The sequence below is a fragment of the Pseudoalteromonas sp. TP27 genome, assembly GCF_056470645.1.
In genome coordinates this window covers 26,216-45,883 of sequence record NZ_JARDAK010000014.1, presented here as the reverse complement: position 1 = coordinate 45,883, position 19,668 = coordinate 26,216, and the positions used below count along the sequence as shown (strand labels likewise).

Here is a 19,668-nt window from a genome sequence, read left to right as displayed (position 1 = left end):
AAAGATAACAGTTACTACTTATGAGGAGAGTATAGTGGTTTTATCTAATATTGATGTAAAAAATAGCATGTTATTAATTGTAGACTTACAAGAGTTGCTCGCCCCTGCAATTAAAGATTTTCAGAATATTTTAAAAAGTACGTTGCAGTTATCGCATGCTGCTATTATTCACGATATACCAGCCTTAATAACAGAGCAATATGTGAAGGGCTTAGGCGAAACGAATCAGCAAATCAAAAATATATTGCCCGATGCCGCGTATTTTCATAAAACTCATTTTAGTGCATGCGCAGAGCCTGGGTTTTTAGAACAATTAAAAATCTATGGAAAAAAACAAATTGTAGTTGTAGGGACTGAAGCACATGTATGTGTGTTGCAAACATGCTTAGATTTAATTCAAAGTGGTTTCGAGGTCATTATTATCCAAGATGCTATAGGCTCTCGAAATCCTGAACATAAAAAGCTAGCAATTGATCAGTTACGACAAGCTGGGGCTGTAATTTCATGTGCTGAAATTGTTATTTTTCAGTGGACAAAACAGGCTGCAACACCAACGTTTAAAAAAATATTACCTATAATAAAGTAAGCCTATTTGAGTCTGTCTTCAATTGTTTGAAGTTTTATTACTTAGATTCAAATAATAAGTGCTCCAGTTTAAGTTTTATTACGTATAATGCTGTGTGTTTAGTAACCTACAATATATTTAAGGGTTTTATGTCTAGTGTCGCTCGGTTGTTTACCATTATTTTTAGCCTTTTATTTATTGAGTCTATTGGTGTTGGCCTGTATTTTGGTACGTTAATTCAAGCTTTTATTATTGGCTTGCCACTTTGCTTACTCCCAATTTGGTTACTCAGAACGCATCCAGACAACGCTGTAACCGCACACGTAGTTGCAGCTGCTATTATGATGTTCTCCTTTTTGCACATCCAACAAACATTCGGGCTAATAGAAGTCCACTTTGAGATATTCATTTTAATGGCTGTACTTATAATGTTTGTACAGTGGCGTGTTTTTATAACTGCAATTATATTTGTTGCTGTTCATCATTTATCTTTTTATTATCTTCAAACTCAAAATACAGGTTTCTACGTATTTGACCCTGATAGGCTTGCTTTTACTACAGTACTTATACATGCAGGATATGCGATTGTTGAAGTGCTAGTTGCAGGTTATATAGCTAAAACATTGCAACGCGAGCGCCGTGCAGGCTTGTCATTAAGTTATGCGACAGAGCAAATAATGGAAGACCCTGAAAATATTAAACTTTCCCTACGTGCTGATGATACTAAAAGCGATGCGGTGGTTGGATTTAATACATTGCTAGACTATATATCTGATGTTATTAAGCAAGTTCAAGCGCAATCAGAATCACTGCAAAAAAACTCGCGAGAGCTTATCGAAGTTCATGACCAGCTTGCAGATGGAGCTGTGCATCGTACACAGCAAACGGATGATATAGCAAATTCAGGCTCACAAGTTGCACATGGCTTTAAGCTTGTTGAAGAAGAAAGTGAAGCGCTTAAGAGTCAAGTCGACCATATTACTAAAACTGTCAGTAATGCATTAGAAGATGTTCATCAAACAGATTCGAAAAGTAGAGAATTATTAACGTTACTTAACCATACAGAAGAGCAAATAAGTCATTTAGTTGCAGCTGGGGGGGTTATTTCTGGTCTTCTTAATGAAATATCGGGTATCGCTGAGCAAACAAATTTGCTTGCTTTAAATGCAGCTATTGAAGCCGCTCGCGCAGGTGAGCATGGACGAGGTTTTGCTGTTGTTGCTGATGAGGTGAGATCACTTGCAAATCATAGTAAAGCGACAACAGACAAGATTGGTTTAACACTCAGAGATCTCGTTAACAATAGTAAAACATCAACGCAATCAATGAGTCAGTGTGTAAATTTTGTAGTTGATTTAACAAGTATCAGTACCGCAATGAAAGAGAATATTTCAGCAATGAGCGAGCAAATAGCCGCTGTGTCTTCAAGCTCTGACTCAGTTGCACAAGTGGTAGCTGAGCAAGCAGGTAATACTGAGTTAATAGCCAGTAGTACCGATACTATGCGACAAAATCAATACCAAGATACGCAAATAGTGCAGCAGTTAACCGCTAAAGTGCAGCTAATTGATGTAAGTATAGATGTACTAGAGCAAAGCATTGCCAAGTTTAAATAAATCTAACACTTTCGTATTTTCGCTTATATCTGTATGGCTAATTTGCGTTGTTGCAGGATTAATTTATTTTCAATTAGAGCAGCTCAAACCATTTGATAACTCAAATATTTTATTGCAAAAGCAGTGGTTTAGTAACTTTAAAAAACAATTGGATTGGGATGACACTGGTGAGCCGTCGTTAGTACTCATAACAGAAAAAAACTGCGGGTGTACTATACAGGCTAAGCCGCATATTTCATCGTTAACCTCTTTTGCTGCTAATAAAGCTATGAAGGTTGTACAAGTTGAATTAACACCAAAGCTTAAACAGGTTATTCCGGCAACGCCTGCCGCCGTTATTATTAATAAAAACGGTGAGTTTGTTTATGCTGGGCCGCTCTCTGAAGGATTAGCGTGTGCTCAGGGAAGTGGTTTTGTTGAAACTGTGGTCACTAATTTAGCCGCAGGTTTTAACTCAAACCTCTTAATTACACAAACCAAGGGATGTTACTGTGTAAATAATGCATAAATAACGTGCAAGAAAAACTAAAGCTCGCATTTAAATCAACAGTTGCGAGCTTTAATATTGATTAAATTGTAACTAAGCCATAAATACCTAATGACACAAACACACAAGCAGCAATAGCACGTACGGTGTTTAGAGATATTCTTTTTAGTAACGCATTACCAGCGTATATGACAGGCACGTTAGCAATTAGCATACCTAATGTGGTTCCTACCGTGACCCAAAACACAGACTGATATTGCGCGCCTAATAACACCGTCGCTATTTGTGTTTTATCACCAATTTCTGCAATAAAAAATAATACAAAAGCGACTAAAAAAGCCCCGTAGCTATCGTATTTACTACTTACAGCTTCGTCTTTGTCTGGAACTAATAGCCAAAGGCCAACAACAATAAAGCTGATGTTTACAAGCCAAGGTAAATACTCAGAAGAAAAACTATTACTTAACCACTGACCAAACCACGCTGATAAACCATGATTGAGTAAGGTTGCGGCTAAAATACCAAGAATAAGCGCGCTTTTATTACGAAAACGGGCTGCTAATAGGAGTGATAAAAGCTGAGTTTTATCGCCTATCTCGGCAAGTGTGACAGTGACGGTTGAGGTTAAAAAAACTTCCATTATTGATTCTTACAGGCGGGAATACTAAACCAAGGCAAACAACTATCTCCCGCCATGAGGATAGTGTCTACCTAGGTCTCGCCGATAACGCTTGCTACAACATTACAACATTACAAACTTACCATGCACTGAGGTGCAATTATGTTGATAAGTTTACTCATTACTGAGCGGGCTACTCCCCTAAGAGGCGGGCATTATTCCACAAAATTTTTAAGCGGTAAATATTAAGAATAGAACATAGTTAATTTATTTAAGAACAATAAATTTAGCTTTGGTAATTGGCCAATAGTCAGGAGATAGAAATAGGCAGGCATTCAAAAATTATTATGTATAAGGTAAATATTTAACAACTTTGATGTCTGTAAGCTAATACGCATTGATTAATTTAGGTATTTTTTTGCAAAGGGTGCACACAGAGAAAATGCCTAAAGTTTATGCCCCGAAGAAAACACGATAATCATAAACCTTGTGTTTTCTTTCAACCATAGGCATAAGTTCTGTGGTGATAAATTCAAGTAATTTAGCACCACTACCTACACCATAGGATCACCAAGGTTATTATTTAAAGTCGGATAAAGGCCATGTAAGATCCTAGGTATTCTCTATCCCAATAGCAATGACTTTAGGTGCAGAGCGTTGCGATTTGTTTTCGTCGGTCTTATTAATCTTTGGTAAAATTAGCGGTTACCGCTCCCATTACCGCATCTTCACTTACACGTAAACGATAATCCTTCGATTGATCAATCCATAGAATCTTGCCGTTCTCATTAATTAATATCGACGTTGGAATAGACATCGGTTTATATTTCATTTTCCAAGGCAGGGGCATTGATATACCAAAAATACTAATCAGATTTTTCGACGTTGCACCTAATGCTTTGTGATGTTCAACGCCGTATTGTCGGATGATATTTAGTTCAGGATCTGCCACCAAAGTGTGGCTAATATTATCTCGTATTTTATGCTCTTTTTGCTGTGCAATGGTATCGTTAAAAATACCAACTATTTGAATGTTATATTCATCTAGTTTGGTTTAAGCGCCTCAAACATAACCAGTTCTGCCGAACAATAGGGCACCATGAGCCACGGTAAAACTTCAATAATGTACGCTTACCTGCCAATGAGCTAGAGTCAAAATTTTCAGTTTAAAGGCTAAAAGATCATCACCTACCGCGATTTTAATACCGCCAATAGGTGTTTTTGCTGTAGCAAGGAAAAAAGTAATACCAATTCCATTAAGTATGTGATCTAAATTTTACGCCGAAAAAATAATTCAGTTCTAGGCGTAAATTGATGTAAATGGTTGTTCCCTTTGCGAAATTTACAACAAAGAAATGGGTTGTTTTAGCAAGTAAAATAGATCAGCTATTTATTGGAGTTGGTATAAACATTGCAATGGTGGATAATACCAAAAGTGCTATCACAATGATTAAAACTGTTGAAATTAACGATGTAGGTGTTGTAAAAAGTGTACTTATCGCCCACAACGACTATAAAGAGCTAATTGCCATTGCACTCTTAAGAAACACAGGGTTCTTTGCTACTTTATTCTGCTTTAATTCAGAGATAGCTCAATAGTTTTGACTACTCATTAGCAGGTGCGTTTTACCAGACGCTTACGCAACGTTCGGTCTATCAAAGCTTTAGCCCATTGTAATTGAAAGAAGTTAGAGAAATAATTTAATAAATAAAATATGGTTTACGATAGAAATGCTTTATTTAAAGGGCGAAGTGCTTAGCAATGAGGTCATAAGTATATAGTTTATGGTTATAAGGTCTGAGTACAGGATTGATTTATCTTTTCCTGAAGGGTACTTAGCAGTTAGAATTTCAGTCACCTTTTAAAAGGGTCTATTAAAAAAGTAATTGTAAATCTCGTTTTAAATTTTTCACTGCTATTAGGATCCGATTCTAGTTCTATTTTTGCATTAAGAATTTGCGTTACCCACTGAGAGACCATATACAATCCAAGACCTATATTACCCTTACCACGAGCTGATGTATAAAAAGGTTCAAATATTGAAATTTGCTTTTCTTTATCAATACCTAAACCGGTATCTGAAACTACAATTTTAATTTTGTCGTTTGTTTTTTTTGCGCTTATTTCTATTTCACCTATCTGGTTTTTTTTAAAAGCATGATTAATTGCATTCATGAGGAGGTTTTCAATGACTTGTGAAATAATACCGGGGCGACTTTTTATATTTATGCTTTCAATAAATTGCGTATTTATTTTTATTTTTGAGGTTTTTAGTCGTGAGTTAAGTGTTATTAATAATTCATCAATAACGTCTTTAATATTACAATCAATAAAATCTTCATTATTTCTATCAATAGCCATTTTTTTGAAGCTTTTGACAAGCACCGCAGCCTTATCTAAGTTTACTCTGGCCAGTCCCAGATTGTTTTCGATACTGTGTGTGCTCTTCTCAAGCTGAGATTTAGTTAGTCCTGTTTCAATTGCTTCACACAATCGTTTTATTACTGTTTCTGCGTTAGACACAGAGATAATTGCACCGCCAATAGGGGTATTCATTTCATGCGCAACACCTGCAACAAGCAAGCCTAAAGAAGAAAGCTTTTGTGCTTCTATAAGGTTTTCTTGTAGTAATTGTTGCTGTTTAATTGTACTCGAAAGAGTTTCGTTAACATGTTTAAGCTCTATTTTTTCAACTTGTAGTTCGTCAAATAATTGATGTAAAACCTTACTATAGCGATACTCCCTATATAAAATAAAAGTACCAATAAACAAAAAGATAGACGTACAAAGGAAACCATAAATAAATGCAGAAAGTTTTATCTCTGATATCGTTTTATCTCTGCTCTTAATATAAATATATATAGTGTCGTTTAACGCTTCATTATGCTTTTTAGAATAAAGTACAGGTAACGTTCCTGACGTATACATATTGGAATCAGAATATCTTACCGTTCGATCATCTTCGCTAGTAATGATATTCCAAAGCTTACGATTAGAGTGTTTAACATTAAGGTTAGGCTTATTTAGCATAAACCCCCATTCTTTGGCAGGCTCATGGCTAAACAGCCAATAACTATCACTATTAATGATATTTATTTGAGTGTCGTTAGAGGATAAGTCTCGTATTTTCTTAAATAAATCAGTTAGGTTAAAGTTGATTATAATTAATCCATCAACAATATAATCACTTGCACTTGTTCTATGGGTTACCCTTATTGTAGGTTCAATAGGGGAGGTAACAGTGCCGTATTCCATGTTCAAATCTATTCTTGAAAGAAATGAGTCGGGAGATTGAATCGCGACACCTTGCCTAAAATAGTATCGCGACATTTTGTTTTGTAGGGCTTTAGGTTCTATCACATGGCCATGTCCATCTTTGAAGTTAACTCTAAAGCGTTCATTTCCCATCATATCAACCCAACGTATTTGAGATATGTTAGGCGTCATGAGGCCAAAATTTAAAAAGTACTCATTAACCGCTTTCAAAGATTGAGGGTTTCTTAACATGTATCTTGGTGTAGAGCCTTTTTTTAAATTTTTATTATTAGTTAGAAATTGCGTTAACTTTTTTAGACTGCTCAACTCTTTAGCAAACTCAGTGTTAACAAAAGCAAGTTTGTCATCTTGATAGCCCTGAATCACTGTGAGCCTCGATTGCAGAGTTTGCTGATAAACTAAAAAACCTATTAACACAGTCACAAAAAGAAGAAAAAGTAGTTTAATTGCTGTATTTTTTTTACTAAGGTTAGGTGAACTATTTACTTCAGCAATATCAAGATTTTTCATACTGTTTTAGCCATTCAATCAAGTCTTTGACAAATAAAGGCTTTGAAAAATAGTATCCTTGAGCAACATTACAGCCTATTTTTTTAGCCCAATTGCATTGCTCTAACGTTTCAATTCCTTCAATAATAATAGAGAAATTAAATCGCTTAGCAAGATTTACAATCATTTTAAGAATATATTGATTGTCTGTATTATGCTCAATATCACATATGAAACAGCGGTCAATTTTCAGAATATTTGCCGTAATTTCGGTAATATGCGAAATCGATGAATAGCCAGTACCAAAATCATCAATACTTACCTTTATGCCCAATGCCATAAATTTTTCTAACGACTCTCTGATTAAATCATAATTACTAATTGCTTGTGTTTCAGTGATTTCAAGTTCTAACATAGATGGGTCTATGTTAACTTCATGAATTTTTTGAGCTATTCGATCAAAGTATTGCGGGTTAGCCAAGTCAAATGCAGACGCATTAAAAGCAACAGGCAAATTAATACCTTTGTTTTTAAGCTCTTGTATAGTTGCTAAAATTTTATCAAAAATAACACAGTCTAATTCACTTATTAAGCCAGCCGTTTCTGCTAATTCAATAAATACTTCGGGGCTAATGAAGCTACCGTCTTTTAGTTGCCACCTCGCGAGAGCTTCAAAACCAACGGGCATCAAATTTACTAAATCCATTTTAGGTTGCAAGGCAACCTCTAAAGTCCCTGAACCAATGGCCGCTCTCAATTTAGCCATTAAGCTAAATCGCTTTGTGAGTGCTTCTGTTTTTTCTTGATTATGCTTTATATATTTTGAAGAAGTTAAGTGGCTATCACTTAAACTTGACTCTGCTATGCTAATTATTTTTTCTGGCGAGAAACTCAAAACAGAGCGTAGAGCCATCTCTAAAATCCGTACATCGGCATATTGTCTTACCATTTGTATCTGACACACCGGTCTATTGAGTACTGCAATCATTTCTTTTGAAATTTCAACGTCAGTATTGACGAGTAAACCAAAACTACTATTGTTAATAATGGCTATTCGGGGTGAGAAGGGGGCGAAAGTAAGCTTAATGTTTTTATAGACCTCACTTAGTAATATTTGACAAAAGTCATGACCAAATGTAAAAGCTTTTTCTTCAAATTGCTCAACTTCAAACACAACTAACAGTGTTCGGTATTGCTCATGAAGATTCATATTTCTGATTTCGCGCGTTAGCCAATTTCGGTTGTGTAAATTGAGTGAAACATCGGTATAGGCCAATTCAGTCAGCTTATTGAGTAGCGCTATATTCGCAAATCCCGTATTAACATTTTCACTAAACACCTTGAGTAAATATTCATTTTGCTCACCTATGGAGTTGTCGGACTTTACGATCGTGACATAGCTTTTATTATCAAGGTTTTTTGTTTCAAAATAGAATACTGTATGGTGCTTCGAAAAAACGTGTCGCTGTTCAGTAATAGCAAGTTCAAAGTCAGTGTAAATATCGCTGTTTAATATTTCTTGCTCAACCAGTTGACCTTCAAATCCATCAAAGCAACCATTAGCGGTTGATATAAGTGCTTTTGTGTTGGAACCACCGCTAGAGCATATTATTCCACCACCATCAGTAATATTTAATATATTGCTAATTTCTTCTAGTACTGCTTTAGAAAAAGATCGCATGTCGTGCTTACTGTTAATGCTTCTAGATGCATCTAATACTAATTGAAGTCCTTTTCTTGCTGATGATATTTGAGAGATATATTGCCAAGTTCGTAAGTTACTTGTGACTATTGACTGAAGTTTTTCTGCTGAGACATCTGACTTATTCCAGTACTCATCAATATCTAATGATTTCATTACATGCTGCTCCGGCGCAAAACCGGGCTGACCTGTAAGTAATACTATACGCATATCTGAATTGCCTAACACCTCTCTTATTGTATCTACTAAGCGCAGCCCCGAGTCATCCTCCTCCAATACAACATCAATGAAGGTTAATGCAATATCTGGGTGTGAGCTTAAAACGAGGGCTGCTTGTGATATCGAGTTAGCTACAAGAATTTCTATAGTACACCCTTCATCAACCTGTATTTCTTTTAAGCTATTAGTTAAAGCGTTTTGATAGTTAATGTCGTCTTCAACTGTGAGGATTTTGATTACTTTCTTATTTAAATCGTTAACCTCTTGCTCTTCATTAAAAACAAATAACCCATTGCTATCAGACATTGTATACACCTATGTTTTTAGTGATTTTCTAAAGTGAGTTGCATTCGTATTTTTATTAAAATGTACATAAAATAACTCATTATAAAAAGGCATACTTAGAGAGTAGAAGGGAGTTTAGATATAGTCTAGTTGTAGTGGTCAGCTAGTTTAAGCCAATGTCCTTTTTTTGGCTCATTAGGCCATAATAACGATGAGTGTAGTGGCATAGTAAATTTGGATAAACATTGATACTCAGGTTGTTACGAGTAATGACTCTAAATAATAATGCAGGATAAGTGTGGTAGAGAGCGGAACATCACCCATCAGCGACTTTATTGTTTTAATTATTTATCATGAATTTTGTTTAAGTGACTTAGTACTTAATTCATCTCAACATAGCAAGTAGTTAGTTATTGCATGAATAGGCAGGTTAACTTACTACTTGGTTCAGTTCTAAAACCACAAGTGATTAGTTAATTACAGGTATAAAGTAGTTATTAACGTTTTTGTTAGACTAGATATTTTGATTAAAGAAGTCGAGTAGTGTTTGTTTTCTCGCTTTTTTAGCGTGAGCAAGAGAGGGCCAACGCAGTAAGAAGTCACAGAATATTTGAGTGTCTTTTTCTTTAAACCAATCAATCACGTGGGGATAATAATTTTTTAGCGTTGTGGCTATTTTATTGGTTAAATCAACACAATCTTGTCCTAATTTGCGGCGATATTCGACAAGCTGCGCAAGGCATCTAACGTCCTCTGAATCCGGTCTGATAACCGTTAATTTATCCATATGAAGTTGTAGAATTTCAACTTGAATAATCGCATCAGTAGGATCGTCTTTAGCCCCGCTGTGCGTAAATGCTGCACGATATTTAGCGACACATGATGGATTAATCACAAATAATACAATGTGCTTAAATTTACTGAGTGCGTATATAAGCGGGCCTTTTTTAAGCTCTCACGCGATAGCAACAGGTCTGCCATTGTAGCGTTGTTTTAACTCAAGCGCCCATGCATTAATTGACTTAGGATCAGATGAAATCACATTTAAGTGTTGTGTATTTGTGGCGCGATTTATTTTATAAATATCGTGTTACGGTCGGCCCAATCGATCCCGATAAGGGCAGCAAAATCTGAAACGTTAAAGGCTTCCATTTTGGGCCTCCTAGAGGTAAAGTGAAAGGATAGGTAGTGATTAATAGTGTTTCTCGCAGGTCTTATAAATAGTCGACTTTACGACAATCCCTAAGTATGCGTATTGAAACAAATTGCTCCTGTTGATCCGAAAGTCTTGTTACAAACATAGATTGTTTCCGCTCAAATATTCGTGACCAACAGAAGCATATTCCACTTAGTATAATAGTCAGTTACTTTTAAATTAAGTGGCTTGGTCGAGCTGTAAGGGTTTTCAAGTCGGACAAATTACAGTTGGCTTTTTGTTCGTGCCTCACTTATTTTAGCCAACTGCAATTTGCCGCTTAAAACGACGCTATGTATTTCGGGAGTGTAGATGTATATCGATGAAATAAAGTTAAATCTAGAAGTAGTATTAGAGCATTTTTTAACAGAAGAAATTTCGTTGCTACGTGTGCGAATGATGAGCCCGATAGTCAATGGACAGGCAATTGCAGGCGGCGTAAACTTGGGTGTCCTTAGGCTTTTTGCCGTTTGGAGGGACGATGCCCGAAAAACTGACGATGGAATTATCACGCTTCGGCGTATAACGGCTTGTTGCCACAGTTTCAGCCCGAAAGGACTTCTTTTATGAAAACATTACGCATATTGATCCCGATTGTGTTGTTGTCGACCGCGGTTGGAGGCTGGTTCTATTTGGCCCAGAACGAACCCGAGGCCCCTCCGACGACGGCTCTTGTCAGACTTGGCACCGTTGAAGAGACGGTGCTGGCGTCGGGCACTATGGAGGCCAAACAATTGGTCAGCGTTGGCGCACGTATCTCGGGTCAAATCGAAACACTGGCGGTCGCCCTTGGCGACGAGGTCGAGAAAGGTGACCTGATTGCGAAGATCGACAGTCAGGACCAGCAAAATGCTGTGCTAACGGCGAAGGCGAATCTGGCCAATATAAAGGCCCAGATCGCCGCCAAGAATGCCAGTCTGGTCAAGGCCAAACTGACGCTGGACAGGCAGATAAAGCTGACCACCTCGGATTATGTATCGAAAGAGGATCTTGCGGCAGCTCAGGCCGAAGTTGATGTCTACAAGGCCGAGCTTGACGCGCTGGCCGCACAACAAGACAGCGTTGAGCTCAACGTCTCAACCGCGCAAATCGCGCTTGAACGGACCAATATCGTTGCGCCGATTTCCGGCACGGTTGTGGCAATCGTTAATGAAGAAGGCCAGACGGTGAACGCCTCACAAAGCGCGCCGACAATCGTCAAGCTTGCCGATTTGGACAGTATGGTGGTGAAGGCGGAGATATCCGAGGCTGACGTGGTGCATGTGAAACCTGGGCAGCAAGTGTTCTTTACTATCTTGGGAGAACCGGATCACAAATTCTCTGCTACTGTGCGCGCTATCGAGCCTGCGCCTTCGGCAATTGAGACCAGCGACACCATCTCAACCGATGTGGCGATCTATTATAATGGGTTGCTGGAGGTAGATAATCCAGACCATCTGCTGCGCATCGGCATGACGACTGAAGTCTCGATCATTCTGGACAAGGCGGAAAACGTGCTGACTGTGCCGTCCGCGGCGCTGAGCAAAGGCGCCGATGGTTACACTGTCAAGCTGTATGATGCCACAGGCGGCACAACGACGACTGTGCCGGTTGAAGTCGGGCTGAACAACAAGATCAGGGCCGAGATCATATCGGGACTGAGTGAGGGCGAAGAGGTTGTTACCGGCCTCGCGGTCGTGGCCCCCTCTGCCTCACAGAGCAATACCAGCACGCCACGGGTGAGAATGTGATGATGGAGGTACCACTGATTTCAGCACGTGGGATTTCGCGCAGCTTTCAGGCTGGCGATGAAACCATCACTGTCCTGCGCGATGTTGATGTTGACATCAGGTCGGGTGAGATGGTGGCGATCATTGGGGCTTCTGGCTCGGGTAAATCAACGCTGATGAACATCCTCGGTTGCCTCGATCGCGCCAGTTCGGGCAGCTACAGCTTTGCCGGTCAGGATGTGAGCGAACTCAGCCCCGATCAGCTTGCTCAACTACGGCGCGAGCATTTCGGCTTTATCTTCCAGCGCTATCAACTTTTGCCCGATCTTGATGCGGTGGGCAATGTCGAGGTGCCCGCGATCTATACTGGAGAGGACCGCGCGGCCCGGCACCAACGAGCCACTGATCTGTTGGGCCAGCTTGGCTTAGCCGACCGCTTAGACCACCGCCCGAGCGAGCTTTCTGGGGGCCAACAGCAACGGGTTTCCGTGGCGCGCGCCTTGATGAACGGCGGTGAGGTGATCCTGGCGGATGAACCCACCGGCGCGCTTGATACAAAGAGTTCCAGGGAAATGATCGAGTTGCTGTTGGAACTGAACCGCAAAGGCCACACCATCGTCATGGTTACCCATGACCCCGAGGTCGCCCAGCATGCCCATCGCACAATCGAAATAAGTGACGGCCGGATCATCTCGGATACACAGACGGCCGCCAAGGATGTCACAGATGCGAACCGGTTGGAGCACGCCCCGCGGAAAACGGGCACCGGGGCTGCGCTGTTGCGGCTGCGCGAGGCGTTTGAAATGTCGTTCAAAGCGCTTTTGGCCAATCGGGTGCGCTCAGTTCTGACGATGCTGGGCATCATCATCGGTATCGCCTCCGTAGTGTTGGTGGTCGCGTTGGGCACAGGCACCAAAGAAAAGGTGCTCGACAGCATTTCATCGCTTGGGACCAGCACGATCACCGTTCGTTCGGGTACAGGCTTCGGGGCGCGCAATGCGGCCAAGGTGGAAACGCTGATGCCTTCGGATGCGGAAGCACTGGCGTTGCAACCCTATGCCGACAGCACCTCGCCTTCGGTTGCGACCCAAAGCAACGTTGTCTATCGAGGTAGCGCCTCGGATGCGTCGATCAACGGGGTGAGCGGGGATTATTTTCAGGTCCACAATTACAACACCTTGACCGGCAGTAGCTTCGCGTCCGACGATGTTATCGACCGCAGCCAAGTCGCGGTGATCGACGAGGATACGCGCGACACTTTTTTCGACGCGGGCGACGACCCGGTTGGCAAGGTTCTGCTTCTGAGTGGCGTGCCTGTGCGGGTGATTGGGGTGGTGCGGTCCAGCGGGGCAAGCTTTGGCCCGGAATCACTGAATGTATGGGTTCCCTATACCACGGTGATGACGCGGATTTCCGGACAGAATTTCCTTGATAGCATCGAGGTGCGGGTGAGCGATGATTACGACACCTCGTTTGCCGAGACAGAAATCAATGCTTTGCTGACCACCCGCCACGGCACCAAGGATTTCTTCCTAACAAACTCCGACACGATCCGCGACACGATGACCTCGACCACGGAAACGCTGACCTTGCTGGTGGCGATGATTGCTGTGATCTCGCTGATTGTGGGGGGGATCGGGGTGATGAATATCATGCTGGTATCTGTCACCGAGCGCACAAAAGAGATCGGCGTGCGCATCGCGATCGGGGCGCGGCGGTCGGATATTGTGGCGCAGTTCCTGATCGAAGCAGTTCTAGTTTGCCTGACAGGTGGCGTCATTGGGATCGCCGGAGCCCTGATCGGCGGGCAGATGGTGGTGTATTTTTCGACCGATGTGCAGTTGAGTTTCTCGACTACGGCGATTGTTGTGGCTTTCCTGTCCTCGACCCTGATCGGGATTACCTTTGGCTATTTGCCAGCGCGGGCGGCGGCAAAGCTCGACCCTGTGGTCGCGCTTAATCACGCGTGAGAGAAACCGGGTGATGTGACGGGTCCGCAGAGAACGCCTTACATCTCATCTTAGTGAATAATGCATAGTGGCTGGCGGCTTTGGTGGATAAGCAAACTATAACCGTCACTTCATCAGGATATTATGAACTACCGCTCATGGCACTCTCCAGTCACTCGACAACATAAGATATTGATAATAATCGACACGGTATTTTACTGTGTCGGATGGCGCTTCGCTTATCCGACCTACACTGGCACAAACCGGAAATCACCTACCCATAAATTCAGTCCTTATACATTAAGGCTCCTAAAGCCTTAATGTAATTAATTTTCAATCATTCAACTATTTACCTAAACCTAATCTTACTTAGATTTAAGGTGAGCTCTAATTAATAAATCTCAATCTGTGTGCTACACCTTGCTTAATATTCAAACTATTCTCAAGCTGCCGCGAATTCTCGACTTAAGTGGCGCTGGCCAAAAAAATTTCAAAAAATACACATTTTTCCAAATAACAATTGATAACCATTTTCGTTTAGATTAGTATGCACCTACTAAATGAAATTGAGAGTGGTTTGTATTCATGTATATTTGTCTATGTCACGGTGTGACTGATAAAAAAATTGAGCAAACAATTGACGATGGTGCAACGACCATGCGTGAATTAACTAAAGAGCTTAAAGTAGGCAGCCAATGCGGTAAGTGTTGTGGTTGTACTAAAAAGATCCTTAATCGCAGACTTATTCAAATTGCTGATGTAACGGATCAAGTTGCTTAATTACATATAAAATTTAGATATAAAAAAAGCAGCTTTTTAGCTGCTTTTTTTATGCTTGTTACTATTTACAGTTGAGACTGCAAGTAGTTTTTAATACCCGTATTTTTAATAAGCAATTGTTGGGTTTCTAACCAATCAATTTGCTCTTCTTGCTCATTTAAAATGTGATCAAGGGCTTCGCGGGTAATGTAATCTTTTTTACTTTCAGCCAGTTTTACTGCGCTTTGTAACTCGTTAATAGTATCAAGTTCAAAACTCATGTTAGCTGCAATCATTTCTTCGCTGTTTTCACCAATACGTAATCGGCCTAAGTCTTGAAGATTTGGTAAGCCTTCTAAAAACAAAATACGTTCGATTAAACGATCGGCGTTTTTCATTTTTTGAATTGATACTTTGTAATCTGCTTTATCTAGTTGTGTAAAGCCAAAATCTTTAAACATGCGTGCATGCAAAAAGTATTGATTAATACCAACAAGCTCATTAGCGAGTACTTTATTAAGTGCTGCAATAACGTCTTTATCGCCTTTCATAATATGCTCCTACTAAGCCATTTGTGCTTGATGATAATTTTCAGAGCCAATTTTATCAATTAGGCCAAGTTGTTGTTCTAACCAGTAAACATGATCTTCTTCGGTATCAAATAACAGTTTTTCTAAAATGCTACGAGATTGATAATCTTGTTGTTCTTCACATATTGCGATTACATCTTTAACACATGCAACTACTTCAAGCTCTAGTGTTAAATCGTTTTGCATCATGCTTTTTACATCGTTACCGATAAGTAAATCACGGCGCTTAGTCATATTTGGTACACCTTCTAAAAACAAGATGCGCTTAATAAGCCAATCTGCGTGATCTTTTTCTTCTTCCATTTCGTGGTTAAGGCGCTCGTATAGTTTGTTTAAACCCCAGTCGTCATACATGCGCGAGTGTATAAAATACTGATCGATTGCTGCTAATTCGTTAGCTAACAATGTATTAAACGCATCGATTACTTGTTGATTACCTTTCATGATAAATCGCCTTAACTATTTCAATTGCATGCAGTGTAGTACAAATAGCCTGTATTGCAAGTTTTCTCTATAAAAATCATTGCGTTACTATTGGTTTTGATTCTTATTTAAGTTTGCGTTACTGCTTGGTTTATGGACAGTTTGTTATTTGTATTAGCATCTAATATAAGATCATGATTGCTAGATAAAAAGTGAGATGTTTATTTATGCGGGGTTTGTTAATTAACCTGAACTCTGAATAATAAATCTATCTCCAGCAGTTATTATCAGCGCTAACTGCGTTGAATTGACTTGCAATAGGCTAGCTATTGACGCGTAAAGTCGCCTTGTTTTCACTGAGAATATCTGGCTAGAGAAAATCAATTTAAATATCTCCATGATTCAATAGGTCAGTAAATCTCTTAACCAGAGCTCAGGTTAAGTATATAGGCATGCGGGGCATGCCTATAACGTGTGTTTATTTGTTAAAATTGATATTTAGCACCCAGCGTTGCCGTTGTGCCTAATCCTTTAATATTGTATCCACCGTAGGTATATGCCTGTGCGCGGGCAGTGTAGTAATCACTATTGAACAGGTTTTCTATTCCAAAATACCCACTCCACCTGGCGTTAACATTGTATTGGCCACTTAAGTTAAATGTGTTGTAGCTACTAACAGGGCCCTGATCGCCAGAGTATTGGCCTTGCGCATTTTTATCAAAACGCTTTCTGTCGCCTACATATAAAAAGCTCATCGCAAGTGATAGCTCGTCATTTGTTTGCCACGTTAAATTAGCAGTGGCTTTAGGTGGGCTAATTTGGCTTGCGCCTAGATAGTCATCGGCCTCGGTATTTTTACCTTCAACATAGCTATAAGTTGCGCTTAATTTAAGGTCTTCGGTAATAGTGTAGTTAACTAACCCTTCGTAACCCCATATTTCTTGTGGTGCACGTACAGGTTCGTAAACTCCCGTTACTTCATTATACTCATTACTTGTACCAAGCTCTGAGGTACTTCTGTAAAGAGCAAATTCAAAACGCACGTTTTCAAACTGTGAAGTAAAACCAACTTCGTAATTATCGATTATTGAGGCTTGGGTTTGAATAAGTGCAATATCGTCAACGGTCGCTGCGCGAAGTAAGCGACCAATATCAGAAATATCAGAGCCCTGTGAGTAACTAAAGAACGGGCTAAAGGCATCTGTTAAGTTATATTTAATACCGGCATTATAGGTTGTTGCATCGTAATTAATGGTGTCGCCACGCACATTTAATGGTACAGAACATTGCGATGCGGTTTTGCAAAGTTTTAGCGTTTGGTAGTCACTTACGCTCAAATCAATGCTTTCGTTTCTTACACCCGCTTTTACAATAATGTCGTCGTTTATTACCCATTTGGTTTGTAAAAAGCCAGCCACACTTTCCATGTCCATTTCTGGCACCCACACACGGCCATCTACTAAAGGTTGCGATGTTTTATCGTTTAAGGCATCAATACCGTAGATTAGGGTGGCTGTTACGTTTTCAAAATCAAACTGGCTATTAAATGTAGCTCTTGCGCCTTGTTTGTCTGATTTAATAACCGATTGACCACCGCTATAACCTTCATCAAGATTGGCTAAAGCGGTTGAGAAAAAGAATACGTTTTCTATATTTTGTTTATACAGATCGAGGGTCATTTGTGTGTTTTCAAACAACGCGTAATCAACATATTTTAGGGTTATATTTTCGTTGCCTTCTGGGCCTTGCGGTTTACCTTGTTTTTGAAGCGCTAAGGGGACGTGTATAGCGTATGTTTTTTCCCCTATATTGCCATCGCCAGTAACATCGCCTAAATCAGTTTTTTGCTGTGAGCTGTAAAAGTTATAGCTAAACTGCAGTTGCTTTTCGTCGTCAAAATCATAAGTTAGTTTGGTAAAATAGTTTTGAGTTTCAGAGTCGGATAAACCATATTGTAAACCTAAAATATCACCTTCTGCATCGCGTTGTACGCCGTTTTCTTCATAGCTTGCTGTTAACAGATAGCTTAGTTTATCGAGCTTACCGTTTACTGCTGCCGATATTCTACCGCCGCCACTTTCTGCTAATTTAACCGCACTAAAGCGACTTGAAATACTTATTTCGCCTTCAGGCTTACCATCACTGCGAGCCTGTTTTGTTATGTAGTTAATAATGCCACCTGAGGCACCATTACCATAAATAGACGTTGCGCCTTTTATGACTTCAATGCGCGCTATGGCACTTGCATCAAGCGTTTTTACACCTAAAGAACCATTACGAAGAGGGGTTGATTGCGGTACACCATCAATCATTATTAAAGGCGCACGGCCGCGTAGTGTTTGTCCTGAATTACTCGAACTGCCGGTATCGGGTGCAAGGCCAGGAACCATTTGCGCGAGTAAACTTCCTAGTTCTGAACTTACTTTTAAATGCTGTTGTATTTGTTGCTGACTAATAACGGTAATCGAGGCAGGTACTTCGTCAATGCTTTCTGATATGCGGCTGCCAGATACAATGACATGCTCTAACTGATCAGAAGTGTATTCATTTTTATTATTTTCATTTGCTAACGTGTTAGTACTTATTGCAACAGCAATAAGGCAAAGCGAAGTTTTTAACATGGGGTGTCTTAGTTGATAATAATTTACGTAATGGTAATTATTATCAACTAATGACGCAAGTGTTAATGAGATTTATTTCCATTTATGGCGTTTTAACCAAAAATATACACCGCTTACAATAAAAAATGCGAGTGAAAGGGCTATTAATAACCATAAAAACTGCACAATAGGACCTGCAAAATCACCAATGTGAAACTTATACTTAAAGTTCCATGCTTGTGTTGTGAAGTTGGTTTTACTGGCGTCAAATGAGTTTAATACTTTACCAGTAAATGGGTTAGTCCAAACCCAGCTGTAAGCGTGGCTTTCGCCAGGGTTTTGCATTCTTAGTGCAATTGCTTCGTCGGCTTTTTTAGGTAAATAAATCCTATATACTTTACCATCTGGAAATACGTTCTCTGCATTTTTAATTGCTTTGTTATAGTCTAAAGTAGCTTGAGAAGGGGCTATTATTTTTGGCGCTTCAGGTCTTTGTTCTACTTTATTAAACGTCACAAATTCTAATACCGATTGAGTTTGTGTTTTCCAGTTAAATGCCATGCCAGTAAAGGCAATAAGTACCAGCGGTATAAAAAAGTAAACACCAAGCACTGTATGTAATTGGTACATAAGCACTCTAAATTTGGCTTTGGGTTTTATGGCTAAACGTTTAATTCTGTTTTTGGGCTTTACCCATAAATAAAAGCCGAGTAATACATTGATTAAAAGTAGCAATGCACACACCGACATCCAATTTCGAAAGGTTTTTTCACCCTTACTGTTTTCAAACAACAGCCAGCGATGCAATCCCATCGCAAACCCATAAATCGTGTCGGTTGATTCATAGACGTTTAGTACACTCCCTGAGTAGGGATTAACACTCGCGTAGTGTTTATTAGCTAGTCTGAACTGCCAAGCGGCATCCGATGCTTGCTCGGGCATAAAAAAGGTGATTTTTTGCTTAGTTTGAGCTTGTACATTTTGTATAAGTACATCGTAAGGCATCAAGTTTGCTTGTGGCGTTACGAGCCATTTATTTGGTTCTATTAGGTGCTGTATGTCTTTTGCATAAATCATAACAGCACCGGTTAAACTCACTATTAATAAAAATAGTCCGCTAATAAGGGCAAGGCCTAAATGAATTCTACGTAACCAAAGTTTCAAAAACGGTATCTCATTATGAG

At 39.8% G+C, this 19,668-nt stretch carries 14 protein-coding genes, 2 pseudogenes and 1 riboswitch; of the genes and pseudogenes, 7 read left to right on the top strand and 9 right to left on the bottom strand.

All coding sequences use genetic code 11. From position 1 onward, the window contains the following. The first annotated feature begins 34 nt into the window (after positions 1-34). The 3 genes from PX700_RS15425 to PX700_RS15415 all read left to right on the top strand — a co-directional run bounded on the left by PX700_RS15425 (position 35) and on the right by PX700_RS15415 (position 2,689). On the top strand, positions 35-586 hold the full coding sequence (locus PX700_RS15425; protein ID WP_479521170.1) for a hydrolase: 552 nt from the start codon (positions 35-37) through the stop codon (positions 584-586). A 128-nt stretch (positions 587-714) separates the two neighbouring features. Continuing rightward, complete coding sequence (locus tag PX700_RS15420; RefSeq protein WP_479521169.1) at positions 715-2,181, top strand: methyl-accepting chemotaxis protein; 1,467 nt, start codon at positions 715-717, stop codon at positions 2,179-2,181. Continuing rightward, the gene (locus PX700_RS15415) at positions 2,165-2,689 is read left to right on the top strand and encodes a DUF6436 domain-containing protein (RefSeq protein WP_415637182.1); all 525 of its coding nucleotides are present in this window, start codon (positions 2,165-2,167) and stop codon (positions 2,687-2,689) included. Before PX700_RS15420 ends, PX700_RS15415 begins: the two co-directional genes overlap by 17 nt. A gap of 61 nt (positions 2,690-2,750) precedes the next feature. On the opposite strand, the gene PX700_RS15410 is transcribed toward PX700_RS15415, so the two are convergent. Together PX700_RS15410 and PX700_RS15405 are read right to left on the bottom strand one after the other, a co-directional pair. After that, positions 2,751-3,308, bottom strand: a complete 558-nt coding sequence (locus tag PX700_RS15410) for a TMEM165/GDT1 family protein (RefSeq protein ID WP_165728421.1) — start codon at positions 3,306-3,308, stop codon at positions 2,751-2,753. A gap of 83 nt (positions 3,309-3,391) precedes the next feature. Beyond that, positions 3,392-3,501: riboswitch (yybP-ykoY riboswitch) on the bottom strand. Positions 3,502-3,969: 468 nt separating this feature from the next. Further along, a pseudogene (locus PX700_RS15405) lies at positions 3,970-4,326 on the bottom strand (peroxiredoxin family protein); the annotation flags it as partial. A 281-nt stretch (positions 4,327-4,607) separates the two neighbouring features. Between PX700_RS15405 and PX700_RS15400 the strand changes: the two are divergent. After that, positions 4,608-4,886 (top strand): hypothetical protein, encoded by a 279-nt coding sequence (locus tag PX700_RS15400; protein ID WP_479521168.1) that lies wholly within the window; start codon positions 4,608-4,610, stop codon positions 4,884-4,886. A 256-nt stretch (positions 4,887-5,142) separates the two neighbouring features. Here the strand turns inward: PX700_RS15400 and PX700_RS15395 are convergent, their stop codons facing one another. The 3 genes and pseudogenes from PX700_RS15395 to PX700_RS15385 all read right to left on the bottom strand — a co-directional run. After that, positions 5,143-7,074, bottom strand: coding sequence for a sensor histidine kinase (locus PX700_RS15395; protein ID WP_479521167.1), 1,932 nt, complete (start codon positions 7,072-7,074; stop codon positions 5,143-5,145). Beyond that, the gene (locus tag PX700_RS15390; RefSeq protein WP_479521166.1) at positions 7,061-9,280 is read right to left on the bottom strand and encodes an EAL domain-containing protein; all 2,220 of its coding nucleotides are present in this window, start codon (positions 9,278-9,280) and stop codon (positions 7,061-7,063) included. Before PX700_RS15390 ends, PX700_RS15395 begins: the two co-directional genes overlap by 14 nt. A gap of 499 nt (positions 9,281-9,779) precedes the next feature. Further along, positions 9,780-10,411 (bottom strand): annotated as a pseudogene (locus PX700_RS15385) (IS110 family transposase); the annotation flags it as partial. Between the two features lie 609 nt (positions 10,412-11,020). On the opposite strand from PX700_RS15385, the gene PX700_RS15380 reads away from it, so the two are divergent. The 3 genes from PX700_RS15380 to PX700_RS15370 all read left to right on the top strand — a co-directional run bounded on the left by PX700_RS15380 (position 11,021) and on the right by PX700_RS15370 (position 14,892). Next, a complete protein-coding gene (locus PX700_RS15380; protein ID WP_479521165.1) occupies positions 11,021-12,184 on the top strand; it encodes an efflux RND transporter periplasmic adaptor subunit in 1,164 nt (387 codons plus the stop codon). Between the two features lie 2 nt (positions 12,185-12,186). Further along, complete coding sequence (locus PX700_RS15375; RefSeq protein WP_479521220.1) at positions 12,187-14,133, top strand: MacB family efflux pump subunit; 1,947 nt, start codon at positions 12,187-12,189, stop codon at positions 14,131-14,133. A 564-nt stretch (positions 14,134-14,697) separates the two neighbouring features. Beyond that, positions 14,698-14,892: a (2Fe-2S)-binding protein gene (locus tag PX700_RS15370; protein ID WP_002960627.1), complete on the top strand. Its 195-nt coding sequence runs from the start codon at positions 14,698-14,700 to the stop codon at positions 14,890-14,892. A gap of 65 nt (positions 14,893-14,957) precedes the next feature. On the opposite strand, the gene bfr (PX700_RS15365) is transcribed toward PX700_RS15370, so the two are convergent. From bfr (PX700_RS15365) to PX700_RS15350, 4 genes are all read right to left on the bottom strand, one after another. Then, the gene (gene bfr / locus PX700_RS15365) at positions 14,958-15,422 is read right to left on the bottom strand and encodes a bacterioferritin (protein WP_415637175.1); all 465 of its coding nucleotides are present in this window, start codon (positions 15,420-15,422) and stop codon (positions 14,958-14,960) included. Between the two features lie 12 nt (positions 15,423-15,434). Continuing rightward, positions 15,435-15,905: a bacterioferritin gene (bfr, locus tag PX700_RS15360; protein ID WP_138490353.1), complete on the bottom strand. Its 471-nt coding sequence runs from the start codon at positions 15,903-15,905 to the stop codon at positions 15,435-15,437. Between the two features lie 464 nt (positions 15,906-16,369). After that, positions 16,370-18,505 (bottom strand): TonB-dependent receptor, encoded by a 2,136-nt coding sequence (locus PX700_RS15355; RefSeq protein ID WP_415637174.1) that lies wholly within the window; start codon positions 18,503-18,505, stop codon positions 16,370-16,372. A 72-nt stretch (positions 18,506-18,577) separates the two neighbouring features. Continuing rightward, entirely contained in the window at positions 18,578-19,648 is a 1,071-nt protein-coding gene (locus PX700_RS15350) for a PepSY-associated TM helix domain-containing protein (protein WP_479521164.1), read from the bottom strand. Positions 19,649-19,668 lie beyond the last annotated feature (20 nt).